Origin of the sequence: Fluviicoccus sp. (genome assembly GCF_030646115.1) — a bacterium.
Classification (GTDB): Bacteria; Pseudomonadota; Gammaproteobacteria; order Pseudomonadales; family Moraxellaceae; genus Fluviicoccus.
Genome location: NZ_JAUSMX010000027.1, coordinates 38,968 through 64,793 on the forward strand (window position 1 = coordinate 38,968; position 25,826 = coordinate 64,793).

The following is a 25,826-nucleotide window of genomic DNA, read 5'->3' on the forward strand; positions in this document are numbered from 1 at the left end:
TAAGCCCGACAACACCCTCCGCTCAGAGAGCCATTTCAAGATATTGACGACATCGTCGGGCTGAAGCCCGACCTACAGTGCTATCCCTCCACCCCCGCCAACTGCCTGATCGCCGCCAGCGTATCCGCCTGCAACACCCAATCCGCCGTCCGCACCGACGCCGTCACCGCCGCACCAAACACCAGCTTCCCCTCCGCATCCGCCTGCACCAGCTCCAGCGCCTGCAAGGTCGCAATGAATTGCCGGAAACTCACCGGATCAAAAAAGTCCGGCGCATTGCCCTCAAATAACAGGGTCAGCCGCTGCGCCAGCAAGGTACAGGATTCCGCCAGCTGCGCCGCCTGCAAGCGCCCGCTGCCCGCCCGCGCCAGCACACACAGGGTGATGTAATAACGCTCCAGCACCGGCCGCGCACAAGCTGACAGCAAGCTCAGCTGACGATACGCCGGGGTATGGTTTTCCGCAGCCAGCACCCGGCGCCCCTCCGCCTCCAGCAACCCGGCCTCCGCCAGCACCGGCAGCAAGGCCTGGATGCGCGCCGGAATCTCCTCCACCGGCCAGGACAGGAACAGCTCCGCCTGCAAATAGGGGTACAGGCCGACCGCCAGTTCCACCAGCTCCGACTGCGGCAGCGAACGGTTGGCCTGCACCACGCAGGCGATCAGCGCGGGCAGGATGAACACCGGCAGCACATTGTTGCGGAAATAGCTGAGGAACACCGCCTCACCCTCCGGCACACCCAGCAAATCCCCCATTGGATGCGCCACCCGCTGGAACACGCCCAGTCCCTCGCCGTAGGCCACGATGCCTTCCGGGTCCAGTTCGGTCAGGGTGGCGTCCGGTCCCAGCTGCACCGCCGCCAGTTGCCGGTAGAGCGCCATCTGCGCCGTCAGCAGCGGCGCTTCCAGCGTGTGCCGGGGAGCGGCCAGCAGCGCGGTGCTCAGCAGGTTGACCGGATTCACCGCCATCGCGCCGTTGACGCGGCGGTTGATCAGCTGCCCCAGCCGCCCGACGCTGCGGTACAGCCAGTCCGGCGATTGCACGCCGTCCCACGGCCGCTCGCGCCAGTCCGGGCAATCGTCGTCAAACAGCGTGTCCAGCCGGATGGGTTCGCCGAAGTTGAGGTAGACCTTGCCATAACCCTTGCGGGCCCGGCGCAGCGTCGCCAGCAGCGCGGTGACGGATTCCTTTTTCTTGGCCGCGCCCTGCATCTCGCTGACATAGCTGCCGCGCTCCATCAGGCGCTCATAGCCGATATAGGCGGGCACAAAGGCAAGCGGCCGCCGGTGGTCGCGCAGGTAGCTGCGGGCGGACATCATCAGCATGCCCATGCGCGGCGGCAGCAGGTAGCCGGTGCGCGAGCGCCCGGCCTCAATGTAATAGGTGACGGGGAACCCCGCCTGCGTCATGGCATGCACGTACTCGGTCAGCACCGCGCCGTACAGCGGGTTGTCCTTGAAGGAACGGCGCAGGAAGAAAGCGCCGCTGCGCCGCATCACTTGGCCGATCACCGGCACATCCAGATTGATCCCGGCGGCGCTGTGCGGCGGCATCAGGCCGCGCTTGATGACACTGTAGCCCACCAGCAGGCCGTCCAGCTGGCTGCGGTGGCAGGGGACATAGACCAGGCGGCAGTCCTGGCTGACCTCGCTGACGCGCTCGAAATTCCGCACCTCGATGCCGTCGTACTGTTTGGCCAGAAACCAGTCCAGCCCCAGCTCCAGGGCGCGGATGACCGGGGCGGCGTAGTCGGCGGCGATCTCGCGCACATAGCTGCGGGCCTGACGGCGGACCTCGACCGGCGATTGCCACTTGTCGGTCTCCTGCTGCTGCATGGCATGGCGGACGGCTGGCGAACGCAGGATTTGCGGCATCAGGTTGCGCTGGTGCGAGAGGTCCGGCCCTAGCACCAGCTCGCGCTGGCGGCGGAAGTGCACGCGCAGGATACGCGCCGCCTTTTGCGTCAGCGCCGCTTCGGTCAGGCCGGGACGGCAGAGTTGCCGCAGTGACATCGGCTGGCCGAAGCGCACCAGCGACTGCTTGCCATTGAGGGCGACGGTGCCCAGTTGCATCAGCGGCCCGGCCAGCCCCCAGGTGTCACGGGTCAGCAGGCGCAGGATGGAGGATTCGTCATCCGGTGAGCGGCCCCAGAATACCGAGACCGGCACCAGTTGCACATCGAGATTTTCATTGGCCAGCACGGCGGCGGCCAGGCGCTGCAGCCGGGGGGGATAGGGATTGGCGTCGGATTCCTCATCCAGCGCCGGGTCAGTGAGCACCAGACAGGAATCGGCTTCGCGCAGGACGGGGCAATCGATGGGCAGCGCCAGCGGCGGCAGGCCGAGGCGCTCGATTTCCTGCTCCGCCAGCCAACGGTTGGACCACGAGGGCTGGTGCAGCACATAGCACACCGGCCGGTGCGGATCGAGTTGCAGACCTGCCAGCGGCAGCGGGTCCAGCGTCGGCGTCGACCAAGCGGCCAGCGCCGGACGACCGGCATCCTGAATCTGGCGGGACAACCATTGTTGCACGCGTTTCCTCATCAAGGCCCCTCACCTCGTACGATCCGGAGAACAGGGGCCATGATGGACCGGGTTGGTGCTCGGTTTCAATGTGGTTGGGCGGACAATCGCTCAGCAACCGTTAAACCGGGGCGGGCGCTTCTCGCCAAAAGCCGTCAGTCCTTCGGCAAAATCCGCCGTCCGGGTGTTTGCCACGAAAGCGGCCTGTTCCGCCGCCAGTTGCTGCGGCAGCGACCGGTCGCCGGAATCCGCCAGCAGGGCCTTCACCCGGGCATAGGCCTGCGTGGGTCCCGCCGCCAGCCGTTGCGCCAGCTCCAGCCCGTCGGTATCCAGCCGCTCCGGCGGCAGGGTGCGGTTCACCAGGTCCAGCCGCACCGCCTCCGCCGCCGCAAAGGACTCCGACAGCAAGATCAGTTCCCGCGCCCGGCGCAGTCCCATCAACCGGGGCAGCCACCAGGTGGCGCCGCCGTCCGGCGGGGCGCCCAGATCCAGATAAGCCATGTGGAAACGTGCATTGTCCGCCGCCAGCACAAAATCACAGGCCGCCATCAGGCCGATGCCAAAACCCGAAGCACCGCCCTGCACCACCGCCACCACCGGCACACGCAGCGCGTTCAGACGCTCAACAACCCCATGAACGGCATCAATCAACGCCCCATAGGCCGCCTCGCGGTCGTCCTGACTGTCCGCCTGCCAGGCCCGGAAGCGCTTGACGTCACCGCCGGCGCAGAAAAACGGTCCCTCAGCGCGCAGCAGCACCGACCGGACGGTCTCGTCCGACCCGGCTCTCACCAGGGCGGCGGCCAGCGCCGCCGCCAGATCCTGGTCAAACGCGTTCAGCGACTTTGGCCGGTTGAGCGTAATGACCGCCACCCCACCGTGTTGCTCATAACCCACATCCATCGTTTCGTTCATTAACGGCCTCCAGGGCGGCTCAGGGAAATTGGCTTGACTGGGACGCATCATATTGCAAGCATTTACTTGCATTCAATTTGAATTCGGGAATTCCTCCGACTGTTCGCCTGCGCATGAGGGTGATACCTTTGGGGAAAACAGCGCCGTCGCCGGTCAAGACGGTCGCCACTTGCCCACCCCCAGGACCCCATAACCATGAAAACCATCAATCCCGACCCGCAACGCCTGCCCGCTATCTTCGCCGGTATTCCCCTCGACACGCCGGTGGTGATGGTCAACCTGCTGCGTTTTCGCGAAGTGGCGCATTACAAGGACGGGCCGGCCGCCTGGTCCGGCCGCGAGGCTTACCGCCGTTATTCCGAAGTGGCGCTGGTGAAGCTGGCGGAGATCGGGGCCGAGGTCATTTTCATGGGTGACGCCAAGGGCTCGGTGATTGCGCCGCCGGAGGAAAGCTGGGATGAAGTGCTGCTGGTGCGTTATCCGTCGATTCAGGTGTTCATGGGGATGATGGCGTCGCCGGATTTCCGGGAGGCGAGCAAGCACCGGACGGCGGCGCTGGAGGATGCGCGGCTGATTGCGACAGTGCAGGGGCACTCGCTGTAAACGACCCATGACCCTGGGAAATTCATGCCTCCCAAGGATTCACCACCGTCAAACCCGGTATCTCGAAATCCCGGATGTTGCGGGTCACCAACCGGAGATCATGCCGCAGCGCGGTGGCAGCCAGCAGGCTGTCAATCGCCGGAACCGGGCGGCCGATCGTCGCGCACATCCGGCCCCACCGGTCCGCCACGCCAGCATCAACGGGCAAAACCCGGTCCCCGAACCAATCTGGCAAGTCAGCCTCCAGCCATTGCCGCAGCCGTTCCCGTCGCGCGGGATCGGTCGTCATTTCGATGCCTTTGCGTAGTTCGCCCAGCGTCAGCACGCTGACATACAGCAGTTCATCAGGGGTGCGCGCCAGCCAGTCTCGAACACGGGGATCAGGCTGCTTGCGAACGGCTTCGGACAGGACGTTGGTATCCAGCAGGTAGCTCACAGGTCGACCTCGCGGGTCAGTGAGGGGTCGCGTTGCAGTGACGCTAGATCATCATCCTGAAAAGGCGATTGCTGCATGAAGTCCAGGAAGCGGGGCTTGGGGCGGGTGAGATGCAGGTAGTCGGCGCGGGAGAGCAGCACGGCGACGGCTTCTCCGCGCACGGTGATGTCCTGCGGGCCGTCACTGACAGCCTGCTTGACGAGCTCGCTGAAGCGGCTTTTGGCTTCCTGAAGTTGCCAGGTGGACATAAGGGTCACCATCATGGTCTGACTAGTCTGACCATTATCCATGACCAACACGCGTTATTCAATCCATCCTTTGCAGCCCCTCACCCCCGCCTCGGATGCTTCACCCCCCGCTGCGCCACCGCCGTGAACGGGTCCTCCGGCCACGGATGCTTGGGATAACGACCGCGCAAATCCTTGCGAACCTCACCATAAGCATTGGCCCAGAAGCTGGCCAAGTCCTGCGTCACCGCCACCGGCCGCTGCGCCGGCGAAAGCAGGTGGATGGTCAGCGGCACCCGCCCGCCCGCCAGTCGCGGCGTCTCCATCAGCCCGAACATCTCCTGCAACTTGACCGCCAGCACCGGGCTGGGGTCGGCCGTGTAGTCGATGGCGATGCGTGAGCCGGTGGGCACGGTCAGGTGCGTCGGTAGCTCGCGGTCCAGCGCCTGCTGCTGCTGCCAGTCCAGCAAGGCCGTCAGCGCCTCGTGCAGCGGAAATTTCGCCAGATGACTGAAGCGCGTCACCCCGTCCAGCCACGGCCCGGCCCACTCACCGAAAGTGTCCGCCAGCGCCGTGTCGCTGACATCCGGCCAGGCTTCCGGCTCCAGTGCATGCAGCCGCCCCACCCGCGCCTGCCACTGCCGCAGCCCATCCGTCCACGGCAGCATGCCCACCCCCGCTTCCCGCACCGCCTGCACCAGCACGCCCCTCACCCGCTCCGGCGAGGCCGAGGCCAGTGGCCGGTCTTCCAGCACCAGCGCGCCCAGCACCCGCTGCTCACGCGCCTGCACCGACTGCGTGACGGCGTCCCAGCTGACGAATTCCTCGCGATGGATCGCCCCGCCCAACACGTCTTCCAGATCACTCACGCGCACGGTCGCCGCCAGATAGATTTTCGCCTCCCGCGCCTGCCCGTCCAGATCGGCCACCACCAGCCACGGCTCGCGCGCCAGCCGGTCCTCGTCGGGGAGGAAGGCACCGCGTCCGTTGGCCAGCACGTAGCGCGCCGGTCCGCCCGGCCGCCGCTGCGCCACGCGGTCGGGAAAGGCCAGGGCCAGCAGCAGTCCGGCAGCCTCGCTATCCCCACGTTCACGCGAACCGCCGCCGCGTTCATACAAGCGGCGCGCGCTTTCGCGCACCAGTTTCAGGCGACCGCGATCGACCCCTCCCGGCGCCTGTTCGCCCTGCACCAGCAGCAGCCGGTCGTGCAGGTCAGCGCCGTGACCTTTGGGCAGCAAATCCCGTTCAGACAACAGCGCTGCGAGGTCGGCGGCCAGTTCCCCCAATCCCTTTTCCCGCCCGCGCAGCACCATGTGCGCCAAGCGCGGAGTCAGTCCCAGCTTGAGCATGGCGCGACCATGGGCGGTGATGCCGCACTTGGCATCCAGCGCGTCCAGCAGTTGCAGCAACTGCACCGCCTGCGCCCAGGCGGAGGCAGGCGGCACGTCCAGCCAGGCCATCGTGGCAGGATCGGACACGCCCCATTGCGCCAGCTCCAGCACGGTGTCGCACAGGTCGGCCTGCGCAATTTCCGGGGTGGCGAAGGGCGCAAGGCGGCTGTTCTCTTCCTCGCTCCACAGCCGGATGCAGACACCGGGGCCCAATCGCCCGGCGCGGCCCTTGCGCTGCTCGGCGTTGGCGGCGGCCAGGCGGCGTGTCACCAGCCGGGTCATGGCGCTGCCGGGATCGTATTCCGGCGCACGCAGGAAACCGGCGTCGATCACCACGCGCACGCCTTCAATGGTCAGGCTGGTTTCGGCAATGGCGGTGGCCAGCACCAGCTTGCGCACCCCGGCGGGCGGCGGGGCAATGGCAAAATCCTGCGCCTCGCCCGCCAGCTGACCGTACAGCGGGGCCAGCTGCATGTCGTCAGGCAGGCCGCCGTCGAGACGCTCGGCCAATCGCTTGATTTCCCCCTCGCCAGGCAGGAACACCAGCAGCGATCCGCTTTCCGCCGCCGCCGCCTGCCGCACCACCTGTGCCAGATGATCCAGCCACGGCGTGCGGCCGGGCGGGCTGTAGCGGACCTCCACCGGGTGCATCTGCCCCGGACAGCGCAGCACCGGCGCATCGCCCAGCAGGCGGGCGATGGGGGCGGCGTCCAGCGTCGCGGACATCACCAGTACACGCAGGTCCTCGCGCAGCACCTGCTGGCATTCACGCACCAGCGCCAGCCCGAGGTCGGCCTGCAGCGAGCGTTCGTGGAATTCATCAAAGATGACCACGCCGTAGTCCTGCAGTTCTTCGTCCGCCTGCAAAAGGCGGCTGAGAATCCCCTCGGTGACCACTTCGATGCGGGTCGCGGCAGAGACGCGGGTGTCGAGGCGGGTGCGGTAACCGACGGTGTGACCGGCCTCCTCGCCCAGCAAGGCGGCCATGTAGCGGGCGGCGGAACGGGCGGCCAGGCGACGGGGCTCCAGCATCACGATTTTGCGGTTGCCAAGGAAGGCCGCATTCAACAAAGCCAGCGGCACGCGGGTGGTCTTGCCGGTACCGGGCGGAGCTTGCAAGACAGCGGCGTTCGCGGCTTCCAGCGTGGCAAGCAGGGATGGCAGAACGGCGTCGATCGGCAGGGTCATGGGCAAGGCTCGGGGGTTCGCAATAGCCATTCCGGAGCGGCCGGAAGGAAAATCTGGCCGGCATTATAGTCTTACCTGCGCCAAAACCGCTTGAGCCGGGCACAAGCCGCCCCTAAGCTCGGCAAACCTGATAATGCCAAGGAAGCGCCATGAGCTGGGACCTCACCCTTTTCCACTTCGCCCGCCCCGTCACCACCGCCGACACGATCGCCGACGACGAACCGCTGCTGCCGCTGGGCAGCCTTGCCGACGTGCATACCTTGGTCAGCCGCCACTTTCCGGACACCGACTGGAGCGACCCCGGCTGGGGCCGCTGGGAAACCGAATGGGATTCCATTGAATTCAACCTGGGCGATGAAGACCCGGCCGACAGCCTGATGCTGCATGTCCGCGCCGGACCGGACGTGATTCCCAAAATCCAGGCGCTATGCCGGGAAAACGGCTGGCGCTGCATCGACTGCGCCTCGGGTGAATTCCTGTCATCCGGTGATGACGGCTGAGTCGGCACAGGAGCATCGGCCGGGGCTGTCACCCGGCCTCCTGCAGGTCCGTCCCGAAGCCATGTTCCGACGAACGCCACCCGCGCAGACATTGCCAATCCGCTCTGCATGAATTAATCTAATTTCCATTAGATTAATTCATGCAGAGCCGCCCCATGGCCAGACCGAAGAAAATTGCCGGCGCCCCCGACACCCGCGAACTGATCCTGAACGCCGCCTGCGAAGAATTCGCCGTCACCGGCGCTTCAGCGCGTCTGGAAGACATCGCGGCGCGTTGCGGCATCCGCAGTGCGTCCCTGATGTACTACTTCCCGTCCAAGCAGGCCCTGATGGACATCCTCTTCGAACGGGTCGCCACGCTCCTCGCCATCCGCTCGCAGGAAGCCTTCCGCCTGGCCGACGGCAATTATGCCGCCGCCATCCGCGGCGTGACGCTGGCGATCCGGCAGGTCGAGGAAGAACAGATCGGCACCGCCAATGTGATGCTGCACGCACTGCTGAGCGAAGACAGCCACGATGCGCTCAAACAGCAACTGCAGCAGTTGCTGGACCTGATTACCGGGCTGGCCATGAGCGCCGGTGCGCACAGTTACCATTCCCGCGAAACCGTTCACGCCGTCATCACTCACATCTGCATGGGCGAACTGACCCGGCTCGCCTTGGGCAGCAAGGCCGAGCGCTATTGGGGCGCCGAAGATGCCGTGATGCCCCTCATCGAAGAATTCTTCAAACTTAAACCGGAAAGAGGACACTGACATGGGCTCAATCACCGCCGCCGCCGCCATCGAACAGGCAGGCGCCGCCACCCTGGCGGAAGACCTGCAGGCGCTCTATGACGAGGCCCGCGCCCGAATGGGGGACGAGGATCTGGCCCATATCCGCAAGGTCGCCGCCTATTCGCGCGCCATCAAGGCCCGCAGCCGCGAGCTGATCCAGAAAGGCGGCAAGCCGGATGCGCTCAAGCGCGGCATCGCGCTCTACATGATGCATGTCCTGCTGGAGTTCTCGGAGCTCGGCCACAACATCATGCATGGCAGCTTCGACAACCTGCCCGGTGTCGGCGAGTTCCATTCGGATAAATGGCAGTGGGATTTCGTCACCGATGTCCGGGAATGGAAGGTGATGCACCACCAGAATCACCACCCGTTCACCAACATTGTCGGCAAGGACCACGACCTGGGCTATTCCTTCGTGCGCCTCTATCCCACGCAGAACTGGTATGGTCACCATGCCGTACAGCCCGCTGTGCTGGCCGTGCTGCTGTTCCATGTCTACCATTTCAGCCTCTACACCGCGACCTCCGCCGCGCGTGTGGAAGGCCGCAAGGTGCTGAGCCTGGACACCTTCCGCGCCACCTTTGACCGGGTCAAAAAGCACGCCCTGCAGAATTACCTGAAGGAGCCGCTGGAAGCCGGTCCCCGCTTCCTGCAAACCCTGGTCGGCAACTATCTGGGCACCGCCCTCGGCTATGACCTGACCTTCCTGATCCTGGCGCTGGAACACCACTCGCCCAACGTGGAGGTCTTTCCGGATCCGGGTCCCACTGAAACCCGTGACGGGTATTTCCGGCGGCAACTGCTGGGCACCACCAATTTCGTGCCCATGCCGGAACTGGACAGTTTCTTCGAGCGCATTCTGGCCGAGGAAGTGGACTTTCCCGACCGACCCTCGTTCGAGGTGTTCTATGGCGGTCTCACCACCCATATCGAGCACCACCTGTTCCCCGACCTGCCGTGCAACCGCCAGCGTGAGATTGCGCCTAAGGTGCGCGAACTCTGTGCGAAACACGGCCTGCCGTACAACGTCACCACCTTTGAGGTGATTGTCCCGGAGATCCTGCGCAATTTCTTCCGGTGGGCGATGCCGGTCACCGCCGCCGAGCAGGATCGTCCTTCCCTGCTGCTGAAGAAGCCGCGCGAGCTGGTCTCGCGGGTGCTGAACGGCCTGCGCTATCGCAGCCCGACGCCGACCACTTATTTCAAGGCGCCTGGTTACTTCAACGTGCCGGCGAAGGTGCTGGCGGCCACGCCCGCCGCCGGTGGCCAGGCCCTGACCCTGACGCTGGAAAAACCCTTCGGCTGGGATGAGGTCCACTGGGACGCGGGGGCCTTCATCTCGGTGCGGGTGCCGGTGGACGGCGAGGACCTGGTGCGCCAGTACAGCCTCACCACCGACAGCCGCGGCGGCAACACCCTGGACATCACGGTGAAGCGGGTGCAAGGGGGGCGGGTCTCGAATGCGATCAATGACCGCGTGCGCAAGGGATCGTATCTGACACTGGTGGGGGGGCCGCAAAGTGACGGCAGCTTCATCATGAAAGCCCTGCCGCAGCGCCCCGTCTTCATTGCCGGCGGCGTCGGCATTACGCCCATCATCAGCATGATCCGCAAGCTGCACCGCGAAGCACCCAATACCGAAGCCACGCTGCTGTATTTCAACCGCGATCCGGCCTCCATCATCTTCGAGCAGGAGTTGCGCGTCCTGGAAATGCAGACCGGGCTCAAGCTGCACCTGATCTGCGACCAGGCGCCTGCGTCGCGGCGTGAACTGGTGCAGGCCAGGCTGTCACAGGCCTTGCTGGAGGAGTGCATCGGCTCGCTGGCGGAGGCGGATATCTATGTCTGCGCCCCGCCGGGCATGATCGGGGCGGTGCAAGGGCATCTGCTGGCGATGGGGCTGCCCGAGGCGCGCTTCCACACCGAAAGCTTCACCCTGCCGACGCTGGTGCGCCCGAAAAGCGATGGCCGGCAGCACAGCATCCACTTCGTGCGTTCCGGGCTGAAGGTCACGGTCGACGGCGCCACCACGCTGCTGGAGGCCTCACGCCAGGCGGGCATCCATGTTCCCACCGGTTGTGAACGCGGCCTGTGCAAGGCCTGTGTCTGCACCAAGATCAACGGCGTCACCCAAGAGGACGCGCAGGCAGACATTCCGCTGGTGCGCATCACGATGTGCAACAGCCTGCCGCGCTCAGACGTCGAACTCGACATCTGAGCTCAGCAAACGCTTGATGGAAAAAGTGTACTCCGGCACCCGCACCAATCCGGGTGCCAGAGGCACGATATTCTGAGCTGATGAAGAACCATCGCCAATACCGCGACACCCTATAACCTGCCTCCCAACATACTTTACCCTGCTGATTCTTGTTTTGAGAATGCCCCCGGCATAACAGCCGTGCGGCAATATCGACAGGCTGCCGACAATTACCATAAATTTCATAAGGTTAATGTAACCCCGGAAATACCTCGCCACTCCCTCCGTTAAACCCGACTGTTTTCCTCAAATATTTCCTTAAAAAACAATAAGAACGATTCTTGTTCAGGATGAAAAATAAGCACTTCACAAAGCATACGGGTGGGTGTATAACTATCTCAAAGACCTTATTTGTTCTGTGGAGATATCATCATGAACTGGCGTTTGGCTGCGGCTTTGTTTGCTCTCGTTTTCGTCGTATTGGCAGGTTCCCTGATCACGGCCGCCTTGGCCATGGGTTATGAAAACTCACAGGGAATGATCATTTCGGTAGCGCTGGGTTTTGTGCTCTCGGTCCCGGTCACGATCATCGTCACCCGGCAAATGCAGGAATTCATCAAGCACGTTCCGCACTGAAGAAAACCTGACGTTGCCGCATCACAGGCCGGACGCTGACATCCGGCCCTTTTCTTTTATTGATCCCCCTGTTCAATGTCCGGACACGATCCGGAGATCCCGGTCCGGCCGCAGACGCAGGAACACCGCCAGCGCAACCAGCGCCAGCGCCGCCGCCAGCAGGAACGCCGCCGCCGGATGCAACAGCCACAAGGCCCCCGCCACCAGCGACGCCGGCAGGTACAGCATACCGGTCACGAAGTTGTACATGCCCATGGCGGAAGCGCGACGGTCCTGTTCCAGATCAGCAATGAAAGCCTTGCTCTGGGCTTCATCAATGGCATAGAACACGCCGAACATCACGAACAGGGCAATGATCTCCGCCTGGGTGGTGGCGACGGCGAAACCCAGACACATCAGCATGTAAGTCAGGTAACCCAGCATGATCATGCGCGCCCGGCCCACCCGGTCGCTGATCTTGCCGATCAGCGGCGCGGTCACCACGCAGGCGATGTTGAACAGTGCATACAGCAGCACAATATCCTTCACCGCAAAACCGACGCTGTAGGCGCGCAGCAACAGGAAGCTGAAACTGAAATAGGCCAGCGAGAAAATGCCGGAGCTGACCAGATAACGCTTGAAGGCCGGGCTGAGCGTGCCCCAGGTGGCAAACAGGTTCTCGCGCTCATGCGGCTTGCCCGGCTTGTCTTCCACCATCGCCAGCACGCCGATGCTGAGTACGGCGGGAACCATCGCCACCCAGAACAACACCTGATACGTGGCCATGCCCTCGCCCAGCCACGACAGCAGCGCATAAGCCAGCAACGGCCCCAGCACCGCCCCGGATTTGTCCAGCGCCTTGTGCACGCCAAAGGCGTAACCCCGGTTGCCCTGTGCGGCGACAGCGGACAGCCAGGCGTCACGCGGCGGACCGCGAAAGCTTTTGCCCAGCCGCTCAATGACCCGGAAGACGGCCAGACCGGTCACCGAGCTGGAAACCAGCAGGATGATCTTGGCCAGCGTCGAAAAACCGTAACCGGCAATCGTAAAGATCTTGCGCTTGCCGCTGCGGTCGCTGAGCCAGCCGGACAGGTAATTCAGTGAGGAGGCGGACAGGTCGGCCAGCCCCTCGATCAGCCCCAGCAAGGCCGCCGACGCCCCCGCCACGGTGGTGAAAAAAATGGCGAAGACGGAAAAGATGATTTCGGAACTGAGGTCGGTCAGGAAACTGACCAGCCCCAGCTTCAGGATATCGGGGTGCACACCGGGTTGGGGGGAAGAAGGATCATCGGACCCCATGATCAATCATCCCCTTCCCCACCGCCTTCACCACCCCGCCTATCGCCTTCATCCGCACCCCGGTGGCACTCCGCACAATCCTCGAAGTTGCGGATGCCCTCTTCCTCGTGCTCGTTGCGGATATTGGCCGGGGTATGCTCGTGACAGCCATAACAGGTATAGGTGCGATAATTATTGCGCACATGGCAGGTGGCGCACGGCACATTGTGGTCACGATCCAGCACGAAGTAGCGGTTATGGTCGAAGGTGGCCGGTGTCCAGCGCTCCTGGGTGTGACACTGGTTGCAACTGCCGCTGATTTGCCGGTGCAGGTTGTCCCGGGGGGCGGTGTGGCAGGTCTGGCACTGCTGTAATGTCTGCGGCTGCAGCAGGGCATGGTTGAAACGGCCCTGCTGCCGGAAACGGCGGACACCGGTATGGTCGCTGTGACAGGCCATGCAGTCCTGGCTGATCAGCTTCTGGTGGAAGGGAATGGGGCTGAGGGGCTTCGCCAGCGGTGCGCCGGTGCTGGTGAGGCGGCCAATGTCGGCGGGTTTGTGGCAACTCATGCAGCGGTCGGCCTGCGCCCCCAGGAACGGGGTATGGCAGGCAAAACAGTCCGTTTCCAGCGCATGATGCGCGGGCACCAGCTTGCCGGGGCTGACCATCAGTTGCGGGTAGACAAACACCAGCAGCGCCAGAATACCGATATTGACGGCCAGAACCCATATCACCAAGCGCTTCATGACCAACCCCAGAACAGGAAGATGCTGACGATATGGCCCAGCCCCAGAATCACGAAAATGAAGAAGATGGGAATGTGGATCTTGCGCCACTTCGCCATGGCATCCAGGGTCACGGCATCCCAGAACACGGCATCATCCACGGCCACGCGTGACAGGCCCCGCAACTGGAAACGTTCGCGCTGCGCCTGTACATGGCGGCGCGAACGCTCCAGCAGCAACTTGCCGACCATGCCGCTGACCACGTTGACACCCATGGCCGCCGTGGCCAGCCAGGGCAGGATGGCATTGAAGTGGATACCGGCATGCAGCAACACCATCCACGAACCCAGCCAGGCGGCAATTTCGTGGAATTTCAGCATCGACTTCAGGTTGCCGGAAGCGATGTACTTCCGCTTGCGCAGGGAATAGGCCAGGGAAGCCATGATCAGCAGCGTGCCGGGAATGCCCAGATAACGCCCCACCCAGACCAGGTTCAGCCGGTGCAACAGATAGTCTCCGGCCAGGGTGGCCGCCGCCAGCAGGCCCAGCAGCAGCGCGAAGGGCAGCACATGATGACGCCATAACGAAGTCATGGTCAGGCCTCCAGGATCAGGTCGGTCTTGGGGGTGCAGACACAGAGCAGGCAGGAGCCGGGTTCGGGGTCATAATCCGGTTTTTGCTCATAGCTGACCTCACCGTCGGCGATAACAGTCTGGCAGGCGCCACAGCCGCCGGCCCGACAGCCGGAGTCAACACCAATTCCGTTGGCCTCCGCAAATTCCAGCAGACTGCCGGCGCCCGGTTGCCAAAGCAGCTGCTTGCCGGAACGGGCGAAATTCACCCGGACAACAACCGCTTCCCCTGCAACCGCCTGCACCGCCGGGCGACGCACCGAGGCCGGTCCGAAGGCTTCAAAATGGACACGTTCATCCGCCACGCCCCAATCAGCCAGCCCGGCCACCAGGCACTCCATCATCGCTCCGGGACCGCAGAGGTAGAATTGATGCGGCTTCAGCGACAAGTGCAGTCGCAGCAGCGGGATATCCACCCGTCCCCGGTGTTCATAATCACGACCGGCCACGTCTTCCGGCCGGGGATCACTGAAGCACCGCCACAACCGCAAGCCGGGGTGGGCGGCGGCCAATTCCGCCAGCCGCGACGCCATCACCATCTCGCGCCCGTTCCTCACGCCATAGAACAACCAGACTTCGCGTCCCGGTTGTTCAGTCAGGCACCACTCCAGCATGCTCAGCATCGGGGTAATGCCAATGCCGCCGCCAATCAGCACTACCGGCTCGTCACGCCGGTCGAGGAAAAAATGCCCGGAGGGCGCACGCACCTGCAACAGGCTGCCCGGTTGCACGTGGTCATGAAAAAAACAGGATGACCGCCCTGGAGGATGACCGTCCGCGCCGGGCACCCGCTTGATGGAAACACGATAATGATCAGGCCGGGGAGAATCGGACAGGGAATAGCAACGAATCAGCGGAGCCGCCGCCTCTGCACCGGCATCCAGGTGGAAAGTCAGGTATTGCCCGGGCAGGAACGGTGGCAGGGCTTGGCCGTCTTCGGCAACCAGGTAAAACGAACACACCGAGTTTGCCTCATCCTCCATGACCTTGCGTTGCACCCGGAACGGCCGGAGGCCGGGCCATGCGGGCGGGGGGGCCGTCTGATCAGGCGCAGGGACGGCTTCGGGCAGTTGCAGACCCAGGGCCTGGCGGTGCAGGGCTTGATGCGCCAGCCAGTGCTGCCAGAAGCTATATCCCAGCCAGACCGCCAGCTGCAGCGCCACGGCCAGCACAATCCATAACGTCAGAGACAACGAAGTCACAAGGCTCCCCCTCCTCAGGGATGGATCATGATTAATTCCATACTATTTTTACGCCTATTTGCCGAAAGTTGCCATCATCATTGCGGTAATGACCGGGAAGAGGCCTCAGCCCGCCACGTCGAACTGGCTTTCGAAGGTCGTCCACTTGATGCGCAGCACCTGATAAGAGCCGATGCGCTGCAGCGCGGTGAGGTCGGCGGGAGCGGAGTTGGGGTTGCGAGGCAGCGCCAGCAGGATATCCCCGTCATCCAGGCCGCTGATGAATCCCACCCGCCCGGCCACGATGGTCAAGGCCGACGGCTCTCCCTCCGCCGGTTCATGCAGCGGCACCAGCAGCATCGGGCGGCGGTTGCGTACTTTCCGCCCCTTGAGTTCGTTGAGGCGGGGACGAATGCCGAACACGGCTTCGGCGGCTTTCCAGGAATTGTTCATGGGCGGTCCTTTATCGGATTCTTTGAGGGTGAAACACCGGGAAAGTATTGACCCGGTTGAGTGATTCGGCAATAGGCTGGCGCGGATCGCAGCGGTAGGCCATTATCCGGGGTTGCAAGCGCTGAATCCCCTTTCCCCCATCACCGGAGTTCACCATGACATCACCCACCCTGCGCCTGCTGCTGGTCGGCAGCACCGGCGTTGTTGGCCAGGAAGTCCTGCGGCTGGCGCTGGCCGACGCCCGCGTGCAGCAAGTGGTGGCGCTGACCCGCCGTCCGCTGCCGCCGCACCCCAAGTTGCAAAACCCGGTGGTGGATTTTTCCGCCCTGCCCACCGAGGCTCCATGGTGGGCGGTGGATGCCGTGATCTGCACGCTGGGCACCACCATCAAGGTGGCCGGTTCGAAGGCCGCCTTCGCCGCCATTGACCGGGATCTGGCGGTGAGGGTGGCAACGCAGGCACGGGCGGCCGGGGCCACGCGGTTGGCGTTGAATTCCTCGCTGGGGGCCAGTCTCACCGGCAACTTCTACCTGAAGACCAAGGCCGAGGCGGAACAGGGCATCCGGGCGCTGGGCTATGCAACCTACGTGATTGTGCGACCGTCACTGATTGATGCCAAACGGAGCGAGTCGCGGCTGGGCGAGGAATTCGGCCTGGTCGCGATGGGACTGTTCAAGCCGTTGATTCCGGCGCGCTACCGGGCGGTGAAGCCGGAGGCGATTGCGCGGGCGCTGCTGGAAGGGGTGCTGGCGGGGCAGCCGGGGGAACAGGTCATTGAGTCAGAGCGCCTGCAAGGCTGATGGTCAGCTACATGCCCAAATTCATCATTCACTTTGCATTGGTTTGGACGTTGCTGATGACTACCGAACCCCTTGCAGTTGCGTCATCCAGGACAAATTTGCCGAAGGGACTTTCCAACCTTATACCCTCAGGTTTCAAGCTGGATTTTATTACAACAGGAGATCTGGATGGAAACGGTATATCGGACTACCTGCTAGTGCTGGGACCGATCAATACATCCGCTGCCAGTGCTGTTGATCCGGATATTACAAGGCCTGTCTTGCTGGTAATCAATGATGGAAAAGGCATTCTGCGTATAGTCGCGCGTAACGATCATGCTATACCCTGCGAGGCTTGCGGAGGTGCGCAAGGTGATCCTTTCGGTGGAATAGACATCGCAAAAGGTCGTTTCAGTATTCACCAGTGGGCAGGCAGTCATGGCAAATGCCATCAGGTGACGACGTTCCGATATTCAGATCATGCCAGCCAATGGCAACTTTGGAGCATCAAGGTTGAATTTTCAGATATTGACCCTCTGCCTCGGCCAGTGCTGAAAACGCGGGCTGAAGGTTTGACACCCGTCAACTTCATGGATTTTCAAGCCCAAAGTTGCTGGGATGATTGGGATAATTAAGTTACGTATCAGGTCGCAAAAGCGCGGCCTGCGGCACACGTCTCGACCGCTAGGGCAAGCGGCTTCGCCCCTGATCGGCACAACCGCCCGCTGTCTTGCATTCGTCACATTTCCCGCATAGTCTCGAACTGTCCCTGGCCCGACCGGGCCACACCCAGACCGGTCAGGCCGGACGCCCCGTCCCCAGCTAACGGTGCCCGCCATGATCGACCATGCTTCCGCTTCCCGCCGCAAAGCCTACGTCATCGACACCAACGTCCTCATCCACGACCCCAACTCCGTACTGCAGTTCGAAGAACACCGCGTTATCATCCCCATGACCGTCCTTGAGGAACTCGACAAGCTGAAATCCGTGAAAGCCGCCGTGGCCGGGGAATGCCGCGCCGCCATCCGCCTCATCGACCGTATCCTCGGTGAAGCCGAACCGGAACGGATCCGTCAGGGCGTGCCGATCTTCCGCGAGCCCACCCGCACCCATCTGGGCACGCTGTCGGTGCTGATGGACACTCACGACATGCCCACCAAGGAGCCTCTGTCCAACGAGTTGAACGACAACAAGATCATCAACCAGCTGGTGGCGTTGCAGGCGGCAGACATCAACACCAAAGTGGTGCTGGTGACCAAGGACATCAACATGCGGCTGAAGGCGCGCGCCTGCGGGCTGGCAGCCGAGGACTACCACAACGACCAGCTGGTCTCCGACATCAAGCAGCTGTCCAGCGGCTGCCTGGAAATCGAAGGCTCGTTCTGGAACCGGATCAAGGCCGTGGACACCCTGCACCGTCATGGCGAAGTGCTGCACTTCGTGCCGCGCGAATACTTCACCGAACCGCTGTTCCTGAACCAGTTCGTGGTGGATGACGAAGGCTTTACCGGCATCGTGCGTGAAGTGACCGGCGAAAACGTGGTGCTGGCCGACCTGAAGCGCGACGCGCTGATGCACCGCCAGGCCTGGGGGCTGCAGCCGCGCAACCTGCAGCAGGCGCTGGCGCTGCACCTGCTGATGGATCCCTTCGTGCATCTGGTGTCGCTGACCGGCGCAGCGGGTTCCGGCAAGACCATCCTGGCGCTGGCCGCCGCCATTGAAATGACCGTGGTCGGCAAACGCTTCAACAAGATCATCGCCACCCGCTCCACGCCGCCGCTGGCGGAGGAACACGGCTTCCTGCCCGGCACCGAGGAGGAAAAGATGGACCCGTGGCTGGGGGCCATCAGCGACAACATCGAGGCGCTGCATCTGGACGACCACAGCCCGTCCGGTTCCATCCAGTACGTCAAGGAAAAGGCGAACATCCAGTTCAAGGCGCTGAACTACATTCGCGGCCGCAGCTTCCAGAAATCGCTGATCTTGATTGATGAATGCCAGAACCTGACGCCGTACCAGATGAAGGCGATCATCACCCGGGCGGGCGAGGGGTCGAAGGTGGTGTGCCTGGGCAACCTGGCGCAAATTGATACGCCGTGGCTGTCGGCGACCAGTTCCGGCCTCACCTACATGTGCGAGCGTTTCAAGGGCTTCCGGCATGGCGGGCACATGCGGCTGGAAGGGGTGCCGAGGTCGGTGCTGGCGGAGTATGCGGAGGCGAATTTGTAAGACCGACTGGAAATCCACGCCGGGATATTGGCAACGGCGGCCGGATGGTTTATCACTGGCATAGCCCCACCCGTTCAAGGAATGCAATACATGCCCACCCACCACCTACGCTATCTGGCCCTGCTGCCCATGACCCTGCTGCTGGCTCCTGCCGTTCAGGCTGAAAGCCTGACAGACTTCCAGCGCGCACAGGACAACAAGAACTCCTACGAGGCCAACCGCGAATCCCGTCAGCGCAACAGCCAGGACATCCAGCTTCAGCAGGTACCGGTGCCGGGTGCCAATGACAGTGGGAAGCCGCGCTCCAGCGATGAAGTCCAGGCAGAACACGAGCGTAAAATGCAGGCCATGCACGATAAATGGGCAGACCGCCGTTCCGAGGAACAAAAGCTTTCTGATCAGCAGAAAGCGCAGAACGCCTACTATGCGAAGCAGCGGGAAAAATACGCTGAGGACGAACGCTTCGAAAAGGAAGAGCTCGCGGACTTCATGAAAAAAGCGCGCAAGATAGCGTTGAAAGGACCTGAAAAATGGCTGAAATTCGTCAACAAACAGGATACACGCGAACGTTCAGTATTGAAGGGCGTCATGGGCTATCGCTCCAATCTGGAGTCGCCCATGGCTGATCTGGGACGCAAGGCCTATTACGGACTGGACGGTGAAATGTCCGACCCGGCCGCCGCAGAGCAATTGTGGCAACGGGGAGCGGACATCATGGACGGCTGGTCCATGCTGAACCTGGGTCGGCTGCATGCCTCCCGCGGTGACCCTGAAGGGCTGACCACCGCCTATAAATATTTCAATCAATGCCGGTTATCCAGCCAGTATTCTGCCCCCAAAGAAATCTGCGCCCTTGAGGTGTCCCGCGCTGATGCCTTCGGGCTCGGGACCACCCCCAGCATCCGCTACGCCCTTAAGCTTTTTTACGACAAATCCTACGATGACAGCACCCCGGTGGAGAAACGTGACCAGGCCTGGATAGATTCGAAAATCCTCTATTCCGAGTTTCGCCGCACCGGAGTCGACTTCGGACCGGACAGCGCACTCGCCGACAGCATGTTGAGGAAACTGGTGGATCCCAAAAACCCGCAAGCTTGGCGAGCCTTGCTGGCCTTGATGAAAGTCGACCGGGATATCGATGACAAGGCGTTGTCCTGGCAAATTCTCGATGCCGCCTACAAGGCAGGCTGGCGGGAAGTCAGCGGCGAACTGGCGCTTAAACTGCTGAAAGGCGAAGGTACAGCGGCGAATACCGAAGCCGGTTTTGCCATGGCAATGGCGCAGCCGCGACTGACACCGGAAACTACGATGCGGCTGGGCCGCCAACTGATCACGGCGGGGGCTCCGACCAAGGCGGCCGCACTGATTACCCGCTTCGCCCCGAAGGAGCACGCCGGATTGACGGCCTTGCTGACTGAAGCCAATTCGGCCACAAAGTGAGTTCTCTCAACGGCATTTGCCGGAGTTTCCCATGACCTCATCCCCCACGCGCCGTGCGTTGCCGCCGCATCCTAAACTGGAAAATCCGGTTGTCGACTGCAACGCCCTGCCTTCCGATGCCGCCTGGTGGAACGTGGATGCCGTGTTGGCGGAACCGGCCGGGGAACAGATTATCGAGTCGGAACAGTTGCAGTGACCCAACGGATCGCCCTGCTGGCGGTGGCCATGCTGCTCGGTATTTCCCTTTTCGGCTTATATCTGAAGTCCGTTCCGCCGACCGTGGCGGCACAGGCGCTGGCGGAGGCTGTCGGCCGCTTCATGGCGACCCGCACCCCCGGCGTGGATTGGGTGCCGCTGACGGATGAGCAACCACATGCCCGGTCATTCATTACCCGGCCCGGGACGGATCATCTGGTGTTTGTGAGTGTTTACGGGGTGCGGGAGGCCGCCGGGATGCTGGGGGTTGAAACGGCGGCGCGGCAGGCGCTAAACGTGGTGGCGGGTCTGGAGGCGGTGTCGGTGGCATATTACCAGCAGCCGATCCGGGAAAGGTCGGCGGCGGGAAACATCGTCCGTCCGAGGGTTGCGTTCATGAAACGGGTGCTGGTGGAGCGCGGCAAGTAACCGGCCTGAAATCGCGGTCGTGATACACTGCATGCAACGTAATACATGTCTTACACGGTGCCTTATGTCCACCACCCTCTCCATGCACGTGAATTCGCTTCAGCCGTCAGGGAAACGGTCAGTCGGTTGGCAGACTATCCGGCGATGGGCAAACCGGGGCGGGTAGCCGGGGTGCGGGAGATGCCGGTTCCGGGTTATCCGTATCTCATTCCTTACAGGGTCATCGCTGAGGAGCTTCAGGTGTTGCGGGTGTTTTATGTGAGGCAACAGAGGTCGGGGGAATGGGGGTAAGAGATGGATATTAAACATCTGACGGATATTGTGTACGAAGATCTGAATCCAGTGATTAGAAAGGTCTGTTTCGCTGCAGAACATAAGATTGCCCTCACCCTGGAATGCGATGACTGGCAAGGAGGCGATGATCGGAGAAAATTCTTGCTCCTCTGTGATTCTGTACGAGAATCCACTATCACGATCGGGGATGCAGGTTATTTAGATTTCTGTGATGACCATCCTGTCTTACAGAACCATAAAGGGACACAGGGAGCACTGTATTTCTCATCCGCCCCAGAATCTCCGGAATCTGTTTTCTTCAAGGCACACTCAATTTTGGGCGACTGGTTTGAGTCATGGCTAGAGCCTGGCGCTTTATTAAACGGTACACCGGCCCAACTCAAGGAATATCTGTTGAGCGGCAACGGTTTGCTAGCACGCGGACCGTTTCAGGCCCTTACAGCCTTGGCTGCCGGACTGGGATCTGAAATCAGGCTCAATCTCGTTCCAACCGTGACCCTGCAAGAAGACTGGAAAGCCCTGATCATCAATTCCACCTGGATGATATGCAAGGCTATCCGTGTTCAAGAAGTTCAGGACTGAATTGGCTGGCGGTCACACATCAATCGCCGTCGCCGACCCCGCCTTCTTCCGCAACTCAAATTTCTGGATCTTCCCGGTGGACGTCTTCGGCAACTCCTCAAACACCACCGCGCGCGGCAGCTTGAACCCCGCCAGATGCTTGCGGCAAAGATGTTGATGAGGCGGGCGTTTCACACGAATTCCTGACCTCCCCCGGCGTCTTACCCGTCCAGCGCCGAAACAGGTTGCGGAACGTCGCCGGGCTTTCATACCCCAGCCGTGAGGCAATCCGCTCAACAGGCCAGTCCGTACTGCGCAAATAATGTGTCGCCGCCTCCACCCGCAGCTCCATGAGGATTCCCCGGTAAGAAACACCTCCCTGCTGCAAATGACGCTTCAGGGTGCGCTCACTCAGGTTCAACTGCCGGGCCAACTGCCCTACCGACGGCGGATCAACCAGCTGGTGGCGTAACAGACTGCGCACCGCCCCCACCCGATCTTCCCCGGCCGTCAAGGCGGGCATACCGGCTTCGCACTGGTCCACCAACAATTGCTTGAGCGTCTCATCCCCGGAAGGCAGCACCGCCAGCAACAAGGCCAGCGACGTTGCCAGGTGAACACCGCCCGGCTCCTCCTGCCAGCGTATTGAGGCCAGCAATGGATCACGACAACGTTCCACCGCATTCACCGAAAAGGGAACGGTAAAGACAGCGTCCAGTACCTGCCGGTGAAACAAATCCCTGTACATGCGGGCCAGTGATCCCAGCACCGCCATGTGCAGAAAACGCCACCCGGGAGCATCCGCCTTCAAGAGGCTTTCCAGATGCACGCGCACCCGGTCTTGCTGCACCAGCACCCGGAAATGGATCACGCTGGTGCGGGTAGCCAGGTATTTTTCATCCAGCAGCAGGGCCTCCAGCGGCGTCCTGGCGCTTTTGGCCGCGTAACCCAGCAGACCATGGCGGCTGATATCCAGGGTAAGACCGAATTGCAGGCCTGCCGTCACCTCATCATTTTCACCGACGCAAGACTGCACCAGCGAGGCCATCACCGGCCAAGGGACCAGACCGGTCAATACCGTAGGCATGCTGCCGGACGCCCACAACTCGGATACCGCCATACCGCGCTGCGCGGCATGTTCCAGCAAGGCGGCCACATAGTCGGCGGCAATGTAGTGCATCGTCATGACGGATTCCGGCAGCCAATGGCCCAAATGAATACATTCATGGCATCTTAGCGGATAACCCCCGGATGGGCCAGACCACATACTGCTCGGGTCAACTCAAGGCGCTGCGGCGTCCACACCGGGAGAAAGCCCTCATGAAACACATCGTGGTTCCCATTATTCCCCGCCGGATGCAATTTGATTTTGCCTGCTGCAGCACGCTGGACTGGTGCGGCCAGGACCTTATCCGCACCGCCTATATGAACGGGGTGTCGCTGGCCCTGCCGATCGGCGAGCATTTCTTCATCCGCTCTGTGCGGCAGTTCGAGGATCAGGTGGATGATCCGGTATTGCAGGATGAACTGAAACGGTTTGTGGCGCAGGAGGCCATCCACTCCCGTCAGCATCAGCAATACAACGAGCAACTGGTGAAGGATGGTTTCGAGATTGCCGGAATAGAAGCGTATGTCCGCCACCTGCTGGACGAGGTCTGGGAGCAGTCCACGCCGCTGGAGCGGCTGGCCTGCACCATTGCGCTGGAACACCTGACCCATGTCATGGCCGACTGCATCGTGGGCAACCGGGAGCGCCTGCGCGACTGGGACCCGGAATTCCGCGCATTCTGGTTATGGCATGCAGCGGAAGAGATTGAACACAAGGCGGTCTGTTATGACCTGTTTACCCGTCTGGGCGGCACTTACCGGATGCGCAGCCGGGCCTTGCTGACGATGAGCCGCCGCATGATGGCCGTCTTCTGGCACGGGCAACAGGTCTTGCTGGCCCAAGCCTGCGCCATGCGCGGCATCGACGTTCCCTCGTCTGGCCGGGTAGCCCGTTCCAATCTCGACTTCATGCTGGGACGGCCGGACGGTTTGCTGCGCGGGGTGGAGTTGCCGTATCTGGCCTGGTTCCGCCCTAGCTATCACCCCTGGAAGCAGGACAACCGCAAGATGCTGGCGTCCTGGCAGCAGGAGATGCTGCCGTTGAATCATATTTCAGATGTGCCGATGGGCTGAGGATGGACATCATGAATCAGGTCAACACACTGAAGCAGATGTTCGTTCCCGCTCTGGTGGTGCAGCTGGAACAGGCGGAGTGGCGCAAATGCGCGCCACTGACGGAGGCGGAGGTGCTGCGATTACGGGATCAGGCCATCCGCTTCCCGGTGCCGGCCTCGCTGGTGGGCAGCTTGGAGGCCTGTCGGGGGTTCAGGGATTTGTCGCCCGGCAGTATCTGGGAGGAGTGGCAGGAGAGACGGTATTCGCTCCTGCTCCAACACCCTGCCTGAACACGAAATGATCCCGCAGGCCGTTGGTTAATTGCCGTGGGGCATACTCTGCCCCTCACACATCAATCGCCGTCGCCGACCCCGCCTTCTTCCGCAACTCAAATTTCTGGATCTTCCCGGTGGACGTCTTCGGCAACTCCTCAAACACCACCGCGCGCGGCAGCTTGAACCCCGCCAGATGCTTGCGGCAATGCTCCACGATCTCCGCCGCCGTCACGCTCGCCCCCACCTTCAACTCAATGAACGCACACGGCGTCTCCCCCCACTTCGGATCGGGCCGCGCCACCACCGCCGCCGCCATCACCGCCGGATGCCGGTACAGCACATCCTCAATCTCGATCGAGGAAATGTTCTCGCCGCCGGAAATGATGATGTCCTTGTTGCGGTCCTTGATCTTCACATAACCGTCCGGCTGCAACACCGCCAGATCGCCACTGTGGAACCAGCCGCCCGCAAAGGCCGCTTCGGTCGCCGAGGGATTCTTCAGATAACCCTTCATGGTGATATTGCCGCGGAACATCACCTCGCCCATGGTCTCGCCGTCGGCGGGAACGGGCTGCATGGTCTCGGAATCCAGCACCGTCATGCCCTGCTGCAGGTGGTAATGCACGCCCTGACGCGCGTTCAGGCGGGCACGTTCGCCCACGTCCAGTTTGTCCCATTCGGCGTGCTTCACACACACTGCCGCCGGTCCGTAGACCTCGGTCAGGCCATAGGTATGGGTAATCTCGAAACCCATCTGCTCCATGCCCTCGATCATCGCGGCGGGCGGCGCAGCCCCGGCCACCATCGCCTTCACCAGCCAGCTGATGTCCTGCTTCATCGCCGCCGGACTGTTCACCAGCAGGTTGTGCACAATCGGCGCGCCGCAGTAATGCGTCACCTTCTCGGCGCGGATCAGGTCGAAAATGGTTTGCGGGTCCACCTTGCGCAGGCAGACATTAACCCCGGCGCGGGCAGCCAGCGTCCACGGGAAGCACCAGCCGTTGCAGTGGAACAGCGGCAGCGTCCACAGGTAGACGGCGTGCTTGGGCATGTCCCATTCCAGGATGTTGGAAATGGCGTTCATCGCCGCGCCGCGATGGTGATAGACCACGCCCTTGGGATTGCCGGTGGTGCCGGAAGTGTAGTTGAGGCTGATGGCGTCCCACTCGTCAGCGGGGTGCAGCCATTCGAAATCGGGGTTGCCCTGCAGCAGGAATTCCTCGTAGTCGAGGCTGCCGATGCGTTCACCCGCACCGGTGTACAGCGGATCATCGACATCGATCACCAGCATCGGATGCTGGCGCTCACGCGGGGCCACGGCCTGTTTCATGATGGCGCTGAATTCACGGTCAACAATCACCGCCTTGGCTTCGCCGTGGTCCAGCATGAAGGCGATGGTTTCAGCATCGAGGCGGGTGTTGAGCGTGTTCAGGATCGCACCGGTCATCGGCACGCCGAAGTGCGCCTCCACCATGGCGGGAATATTGGGCAGCATCACCGCCACCGTGTCGCCCTTGCCGATGCCGTGCTTCGCCAGCGCCGAGGCCAGGCGCAGGCAGCGGGTATAGGTTTCGGACCAGGTGCGGCGGACGTCACCGTGCACCACCGCCAATTGATCCGGATAGACCGCCGCCGCACGCTGGATGTAGGACAGCGGCGTCATGGCGCTGTGGTTTGCGGGGTTGCGGGGCAGGTCGCGTTCGTAGATGTTGGCCATGGTCTTTTTCTCCGTGGAATTATTATGGGTTTGTTAGGGGATATGGTTTAGCAGAGTTGGTGTCAGGATGCTACGGGCGGTAATGATTGCCCCCTTGGAAAGGGG

Annotated in this window: 27 protein-coding genes; 15 read left to right on the top strand and 12 right to left on the bottom strand. The window is 62.4% G+C overall.

What is annotated here, in order from left to right; genetic code table 11:
* Nucleotides 1-80 precede the first annotated feature (80 nt).
* A complete protein-coding gene (plsB, locus tag Q7T36_RS15945) occupies nucleotides 81-2,543 on the bottom strand; it encodes a glycerol-3-phosphate 1-O-acyltransferase PlsB (RefSeq protein ID WP_304851631.1) in 2,463 nt (820 codons plus the stop codon).
* 90 nt (nucleotides 2,544-2,633) lie between these two features.
* Nucleotides 2,634-3,437 carry an enoyl-CoA hydratase/isomerase family protein gene (locus Q7T36_RS15950; protein ID WP_304850922.1) on the bottom strand — a complete coding sequence of 268 codons (804 nt, stop codon included), beginning with the start codon at nucleotides 3,435-3,437 and terminating at the stop codon, nucleotides 2,634-2,636.
* Between the two features lie 195 nt (nucleotides 3,438-3,632).
* Here Q7T36_RS15950 and Q7T36_RS15955 point away from each other — a divergent pair, with 195 nt between their 5' ends.
* Complete coding sequence (locus Q7T36_RS15955; protein ID WP_304850925.1) at nucleotides 3,633-4,040, top strand: DUF1330 domain-containing protein; 408 nt, start codon at nucleotides 3,633-3,635, stop codon at nucleotides 4,038-4,040.
* A 22-nt stretch (nucleotides 4,041-4,062) separates the two neighbouring features.
* Here the strand turns inward: Q7T36_RS15955 and Q7T36_RS15960 are convergent, their stop codons facing one another.
* The 3 genes from Q7T36_RS15960 to hrpB form a co-directional block, all read right to left on the bottom strand.
* Nucleotides 4,063-4,476, bottom strand: coding sequence for a type II toxin-antitoxin system VapC family toxin (locus Q7T36_RS15960; protein ID WP_304850928.1), 414 nt, complete (start codon nucleotides 4,474-4,476; stop codon nucleotides 4,063-4,065).
* On the bottom strand, nucleotides 4,473-4,724 hold the full coding sequence (locus Q7T36_RS15965) for a type II toxin-antitoxin system Phd/YefM family antitoxin (protein WP_304850931.1): 252 nt from the start codon (nucleotides 4,722-4,724) through the stop codon (nucleotides 4,473-4,475). Before Q7T36_RS15965 ends, Q7T36_RS15960 begins: the two co-directional genes overlap by 4 nt.
* An 80-nt stretch (nucleotides 4,725-4,804) precedes the next feature.
* Nucleotides 4,805-7,282: an ATP-dependent helicase HrpB gene (gene hrpB, locus Q7T36_RS15970; RefSeq protein WP_304850934.1), complete on the bottom strand. Its 2,478-nt coding sequence runs from the start codon at nucleotides 7,280-7,282 to the stop codon at nucleotides 4,805-4,807.
* A 149-nt stretch (nucleotides 7,283-7,431) separates the two neighbouring features.
* On the opposite strand from hrpB, the gene Q7T36_RS15975 reads away from it, so the two are divergent.
* The 4 genes from Q7T36_RS15975 (at nucleotide 7,432) to Q7T36_RS15990 (ending at nucleotide 11,391) form a co-directional block, all read left to right on the top strand.
* Nucleotides 7,432-7,782, top strand: a complete 351-nt coding sequence (locus Q7T36_RS15975; RefSeq protein WP_304850937.1) for a hypothetical protein — start codon at nucleotides 7,432-7,434, stop codon at nucleotides 7,780-7,782.
* A gap of 155 nt (nucleotides 7,783-7,937) precedes the next feature.
* Nucleotides 7,938-8,537, top strand: a complete 600-nt coding sequence (locus Q7T36_RS15980) for a TetR/AcrR family transcriptional regulator (RefSeq protein WP_304850940.1) — start codon at nucleotides 7,938-7,940, stop codon at nucleotides 8,535-8,537.
* A gap of 1 nt (nucleotide 8,538) precedes the next feature.
* Nucleotides 8,539-10,776, top strand: a complete 2,238-nt coding sequence (locus Q7T36_RS15985; protein WP_304850943.1) for a fatty acid desaturase — start codon at nucleotides 8,539-8,541, stop codon at nucleotides 10,774-10,776.
* Between the two features lie 411 nt (nucleotides 10,777-11,187).
* Complete coding sequence (locus tag Q7T36_RS15990) at nucleotides 11,188-11,391, top strand: hypothetical protein (protein ID WP_304850946.1); 204 nt, start codon at nucleotides 11,188-11,190, stop codon at nucleotides 11,389-11,391.
* A 72-nt stretch (nucleotides 11,392-11,463) separates the two neighbouring features.
* Here Q7T36_RS15990 and Q7T36_RS15995 read toward each other — a convergent pair whose 3' ends face one another.
* From Q7T36_RS15995 to Q7T36_RS16015, 5 genes are all read right to left on the bottom strand, one after another.
* Entirely contained in the window at nucleotides 11,464-12,669 is a 1,206-nt protein-coding gene (locus tag Q7T36_RS15995; RefSeq protein ID WP_304850949.1) for an MFS transporter, read from the bottom strand.
* Nucleotides 12,670-12,671: 2 nt separating this feature from the next.
* Nucleotides 12,672-13,394, bottom strand: coding sequence for a hypothetical protein (locus Q7T36_RS16000; RefSeq protein ID WP_304850952.1), 723 nt, complete (start codon nucleotides 13,392-13,394; stop codon nucleotides 12,672-12,674).
* On the bottom strand, nucleotides 13,391-13,966 hold the full coding sequence (locus Q7T36_RS16005; protein ID WP_304850955.1) for a hypothetical protein: 576 nt from the start codon (nucleotides 13,964-13,966) through the stop codon (nucleotides 13,391-13,393). The genes Q7T36_RS16000 and Q7T36_RS16005 overlap by 4 nt, the downstream gene beginning before the upstream one ends.
* Nucleotides 13,967-13,968: 2 nt before the next feature.
* Nucleotides 13,969-15,207 (bottom strand): 2Fe-2S iron-sulfur cluster-binding protein, encoded by a 1,239-nt coding sequence (locus Q7T36_RS16010; RefSeq protein ID WP_304850957.1) that lies wholly within the window; start codon nucleotides 15,205-15,207, stop codon nucleotides 13,969-13,971.
* Nucleotides 15,208-15,312: 105 nt separating this feature from the next.
* Nucleotides 15,313-15,639: a hypothetical protein gene (locus Q7T36_RS16015; protein WP_304850960.1), complete on the bottom strand. Its 327-nt coding sequence runs from the start codon at nucleotides 15,637-15,639 to the stop codon at nucleotides 15,313-15,315.
* A gap of 155 nt (nucleotides 15,640-15,794) precedes the next feature.
* Here Q7T36_RS16015 and Q7T36_RS16020 point away from each other — a divergent pair, with 155 nt between their 5' ends.
* From Q7T36_RS16020 to Q7T36_RS16050, 8 genes are all read left to right on the top strand, one after another.
* Entirely contained in the window at nucleotides 15,795-16,439 is a 645-nt protein-coding gene (locus Q7T36_RS16020) for an NAD(P)H-binding protein (RefSeq protein ID WP_304850963.1), read from the top strand.
* Nucleotides 16,440-16,450: 11 nt separating this feature from the next.
* Nucleotides 16,451-17,053: a hypothetical protein gene (locus Q7T36_RS16025; RefSeq protein WP_304850966.1), complete on the top strand. Its 603-nt coding sequence runs from the start codon at nucleotides 16,451-16,453 to the stop codon at nucleotides 17,051-17,053.
* 202 nt (nucleotides 17,054-17,255) lie between these two features.
* The gene (locus Q7T36_RS16030) at nucleotides 17,256-18,647 is read left to right on the top strand and encodes a PhoH family protein (protein ID WP_304850969.1); all 1,392 of its coding nucleotides are present in this window, start codon (nucleotides 17,256-17,258) and stop codon (nucleotides 18,645-18,647) included.
* Nucleotides 18,648-18,737: 90 nt separating this feature from the next.
* Nucleotides 18,738-20,087, top strand: a complete 1,350-nt coding sequence (locus Q7T36_RS16035) for a hypothetical protein (protein ID WP_304850972.1) — start codon at nucleotides 18,738-18,740, stop codon at nucleotides 20,085-20,087.
* A gap of 31 nt (nucleotides 20,088-20,118) precedes the next feature.
* Nucleotides 20,119-20,283: a hypothetical protein gene (locus Q7T36_RS16040; protein WP_304850975.1), complete on the top strand. Its 165-nt coding sequence runs from the start codon at nucleotides 20,119-20,121 to the stop codon at nucleotides 20,281-20,283.
* On the top strand, nucleotides 20,280-20,711 hold the full coding sequence (locus Q7T36_RS16045; RefSeq protein WP_304850978.1) for a hypothetical protein: 432 nt from the start codon (nucleotides 20,280-20,282) through the stop codon (nucleotides 20,709-20,711). The genes Q7T36_RS16040 and Q7T36_RS16045 overlap by 4 nt, the downstream gene beginning before the upstream one ends.
* A gap of 45 nt (nucleotides 20,712-20,756) precedes the next feature.
* On the top strand, nucleotides 20,757-21,002 hold the full coding sequence (locus Q7T36_RS18030; protein ID WP_370690142.1) for a type II toxin-antitoxin system RelE/ParE family toxin: 246 nt from the start codon (nucleotides 20,757-20,759) through the stop codon (nucleotides 21,000-21,002).
* A gap of 3 nt (nucleotides 21,003-21,005) precedes the next feature.
* A complete protein-coding gene (locus tag Q7T36_RS16050; protein WP_304850981.1) occupies nucleotides 21,006-21,587 on the top strand; it encodes a hypothetical protein in 582 nt (193 codons plus the stop codon).
* A 97-nt stretch (nucleotides 21,588-21,684) separates the two neighbouring features.
* Here Q7T36_RS16050 and Q7T36_RS16055 read toward each other — a convergent pair whose 3' ends face one another.
* The gene (locus Q7T36_RS16055; protein WP_370690143.1) at nucleotides 21,685-22,752 is read right to left on the bottom strand and encodes a helix-turn-helix domain-containing protein; all 1,068 of its coding nucleotides are present in this window, start codon (nucleotides 22,750-22,752) and stop codon (nucleotides 21,685-21,687) included.
* A gap of 134 nt (nucleotides 22,753-22,886) precedes the next feature.
* On the opposite strand from Q7T36_RS16055, the gene Q7T36_RS16060 reads away from it, so the two are divergent.
* Nucleotides 22,887-23,747: a metal-dependent hydrolase gene (locus Q7T36_RS16060; protein ID WP_304850984.1), complete on the top strand. Its 861-nt coding sequence runs from the start codon at nucleotides 22,887-22,889 to the stop codon at nucleotides 23,745-23,747.
* An 11-nt stretch (nucleotides 23,748-23,758) separates the two neighbouring features.
* Nucleotides 23,759-24,019 (top strand): hypothetical protein, encoded by a 261-nt coding sequence (locus Q7T36_RS16065; RefSeq protein WP_304850987.1) that lies wholly within the window; start codon nucleotides 23,759-23,761, stop codon nucleotides 24,017-24,019.
* A 55-nt stretch (nucleotides 24,020-24,074) separates the two neighbouring features.
* Here the strand turns inward: Q7T36_RS16065 and Q7T36_RS16070 are convergent, their stop codons facing one another.
* On the bottom strand, nucleotides 24,075-25,721 hold the full coding sequence (locus tag Q7T36_RS16070; protein ID WP_304850990.1) for an acyl-CoA synthetase: 1,647 nt from the start codon (nucleotides 25,719-25,721) through the stop codon (nucleotides 24,075-24,077).
* Between the last annotated feature and the right edge of the window lie 105 nt (nucleotides 25,722-25,826).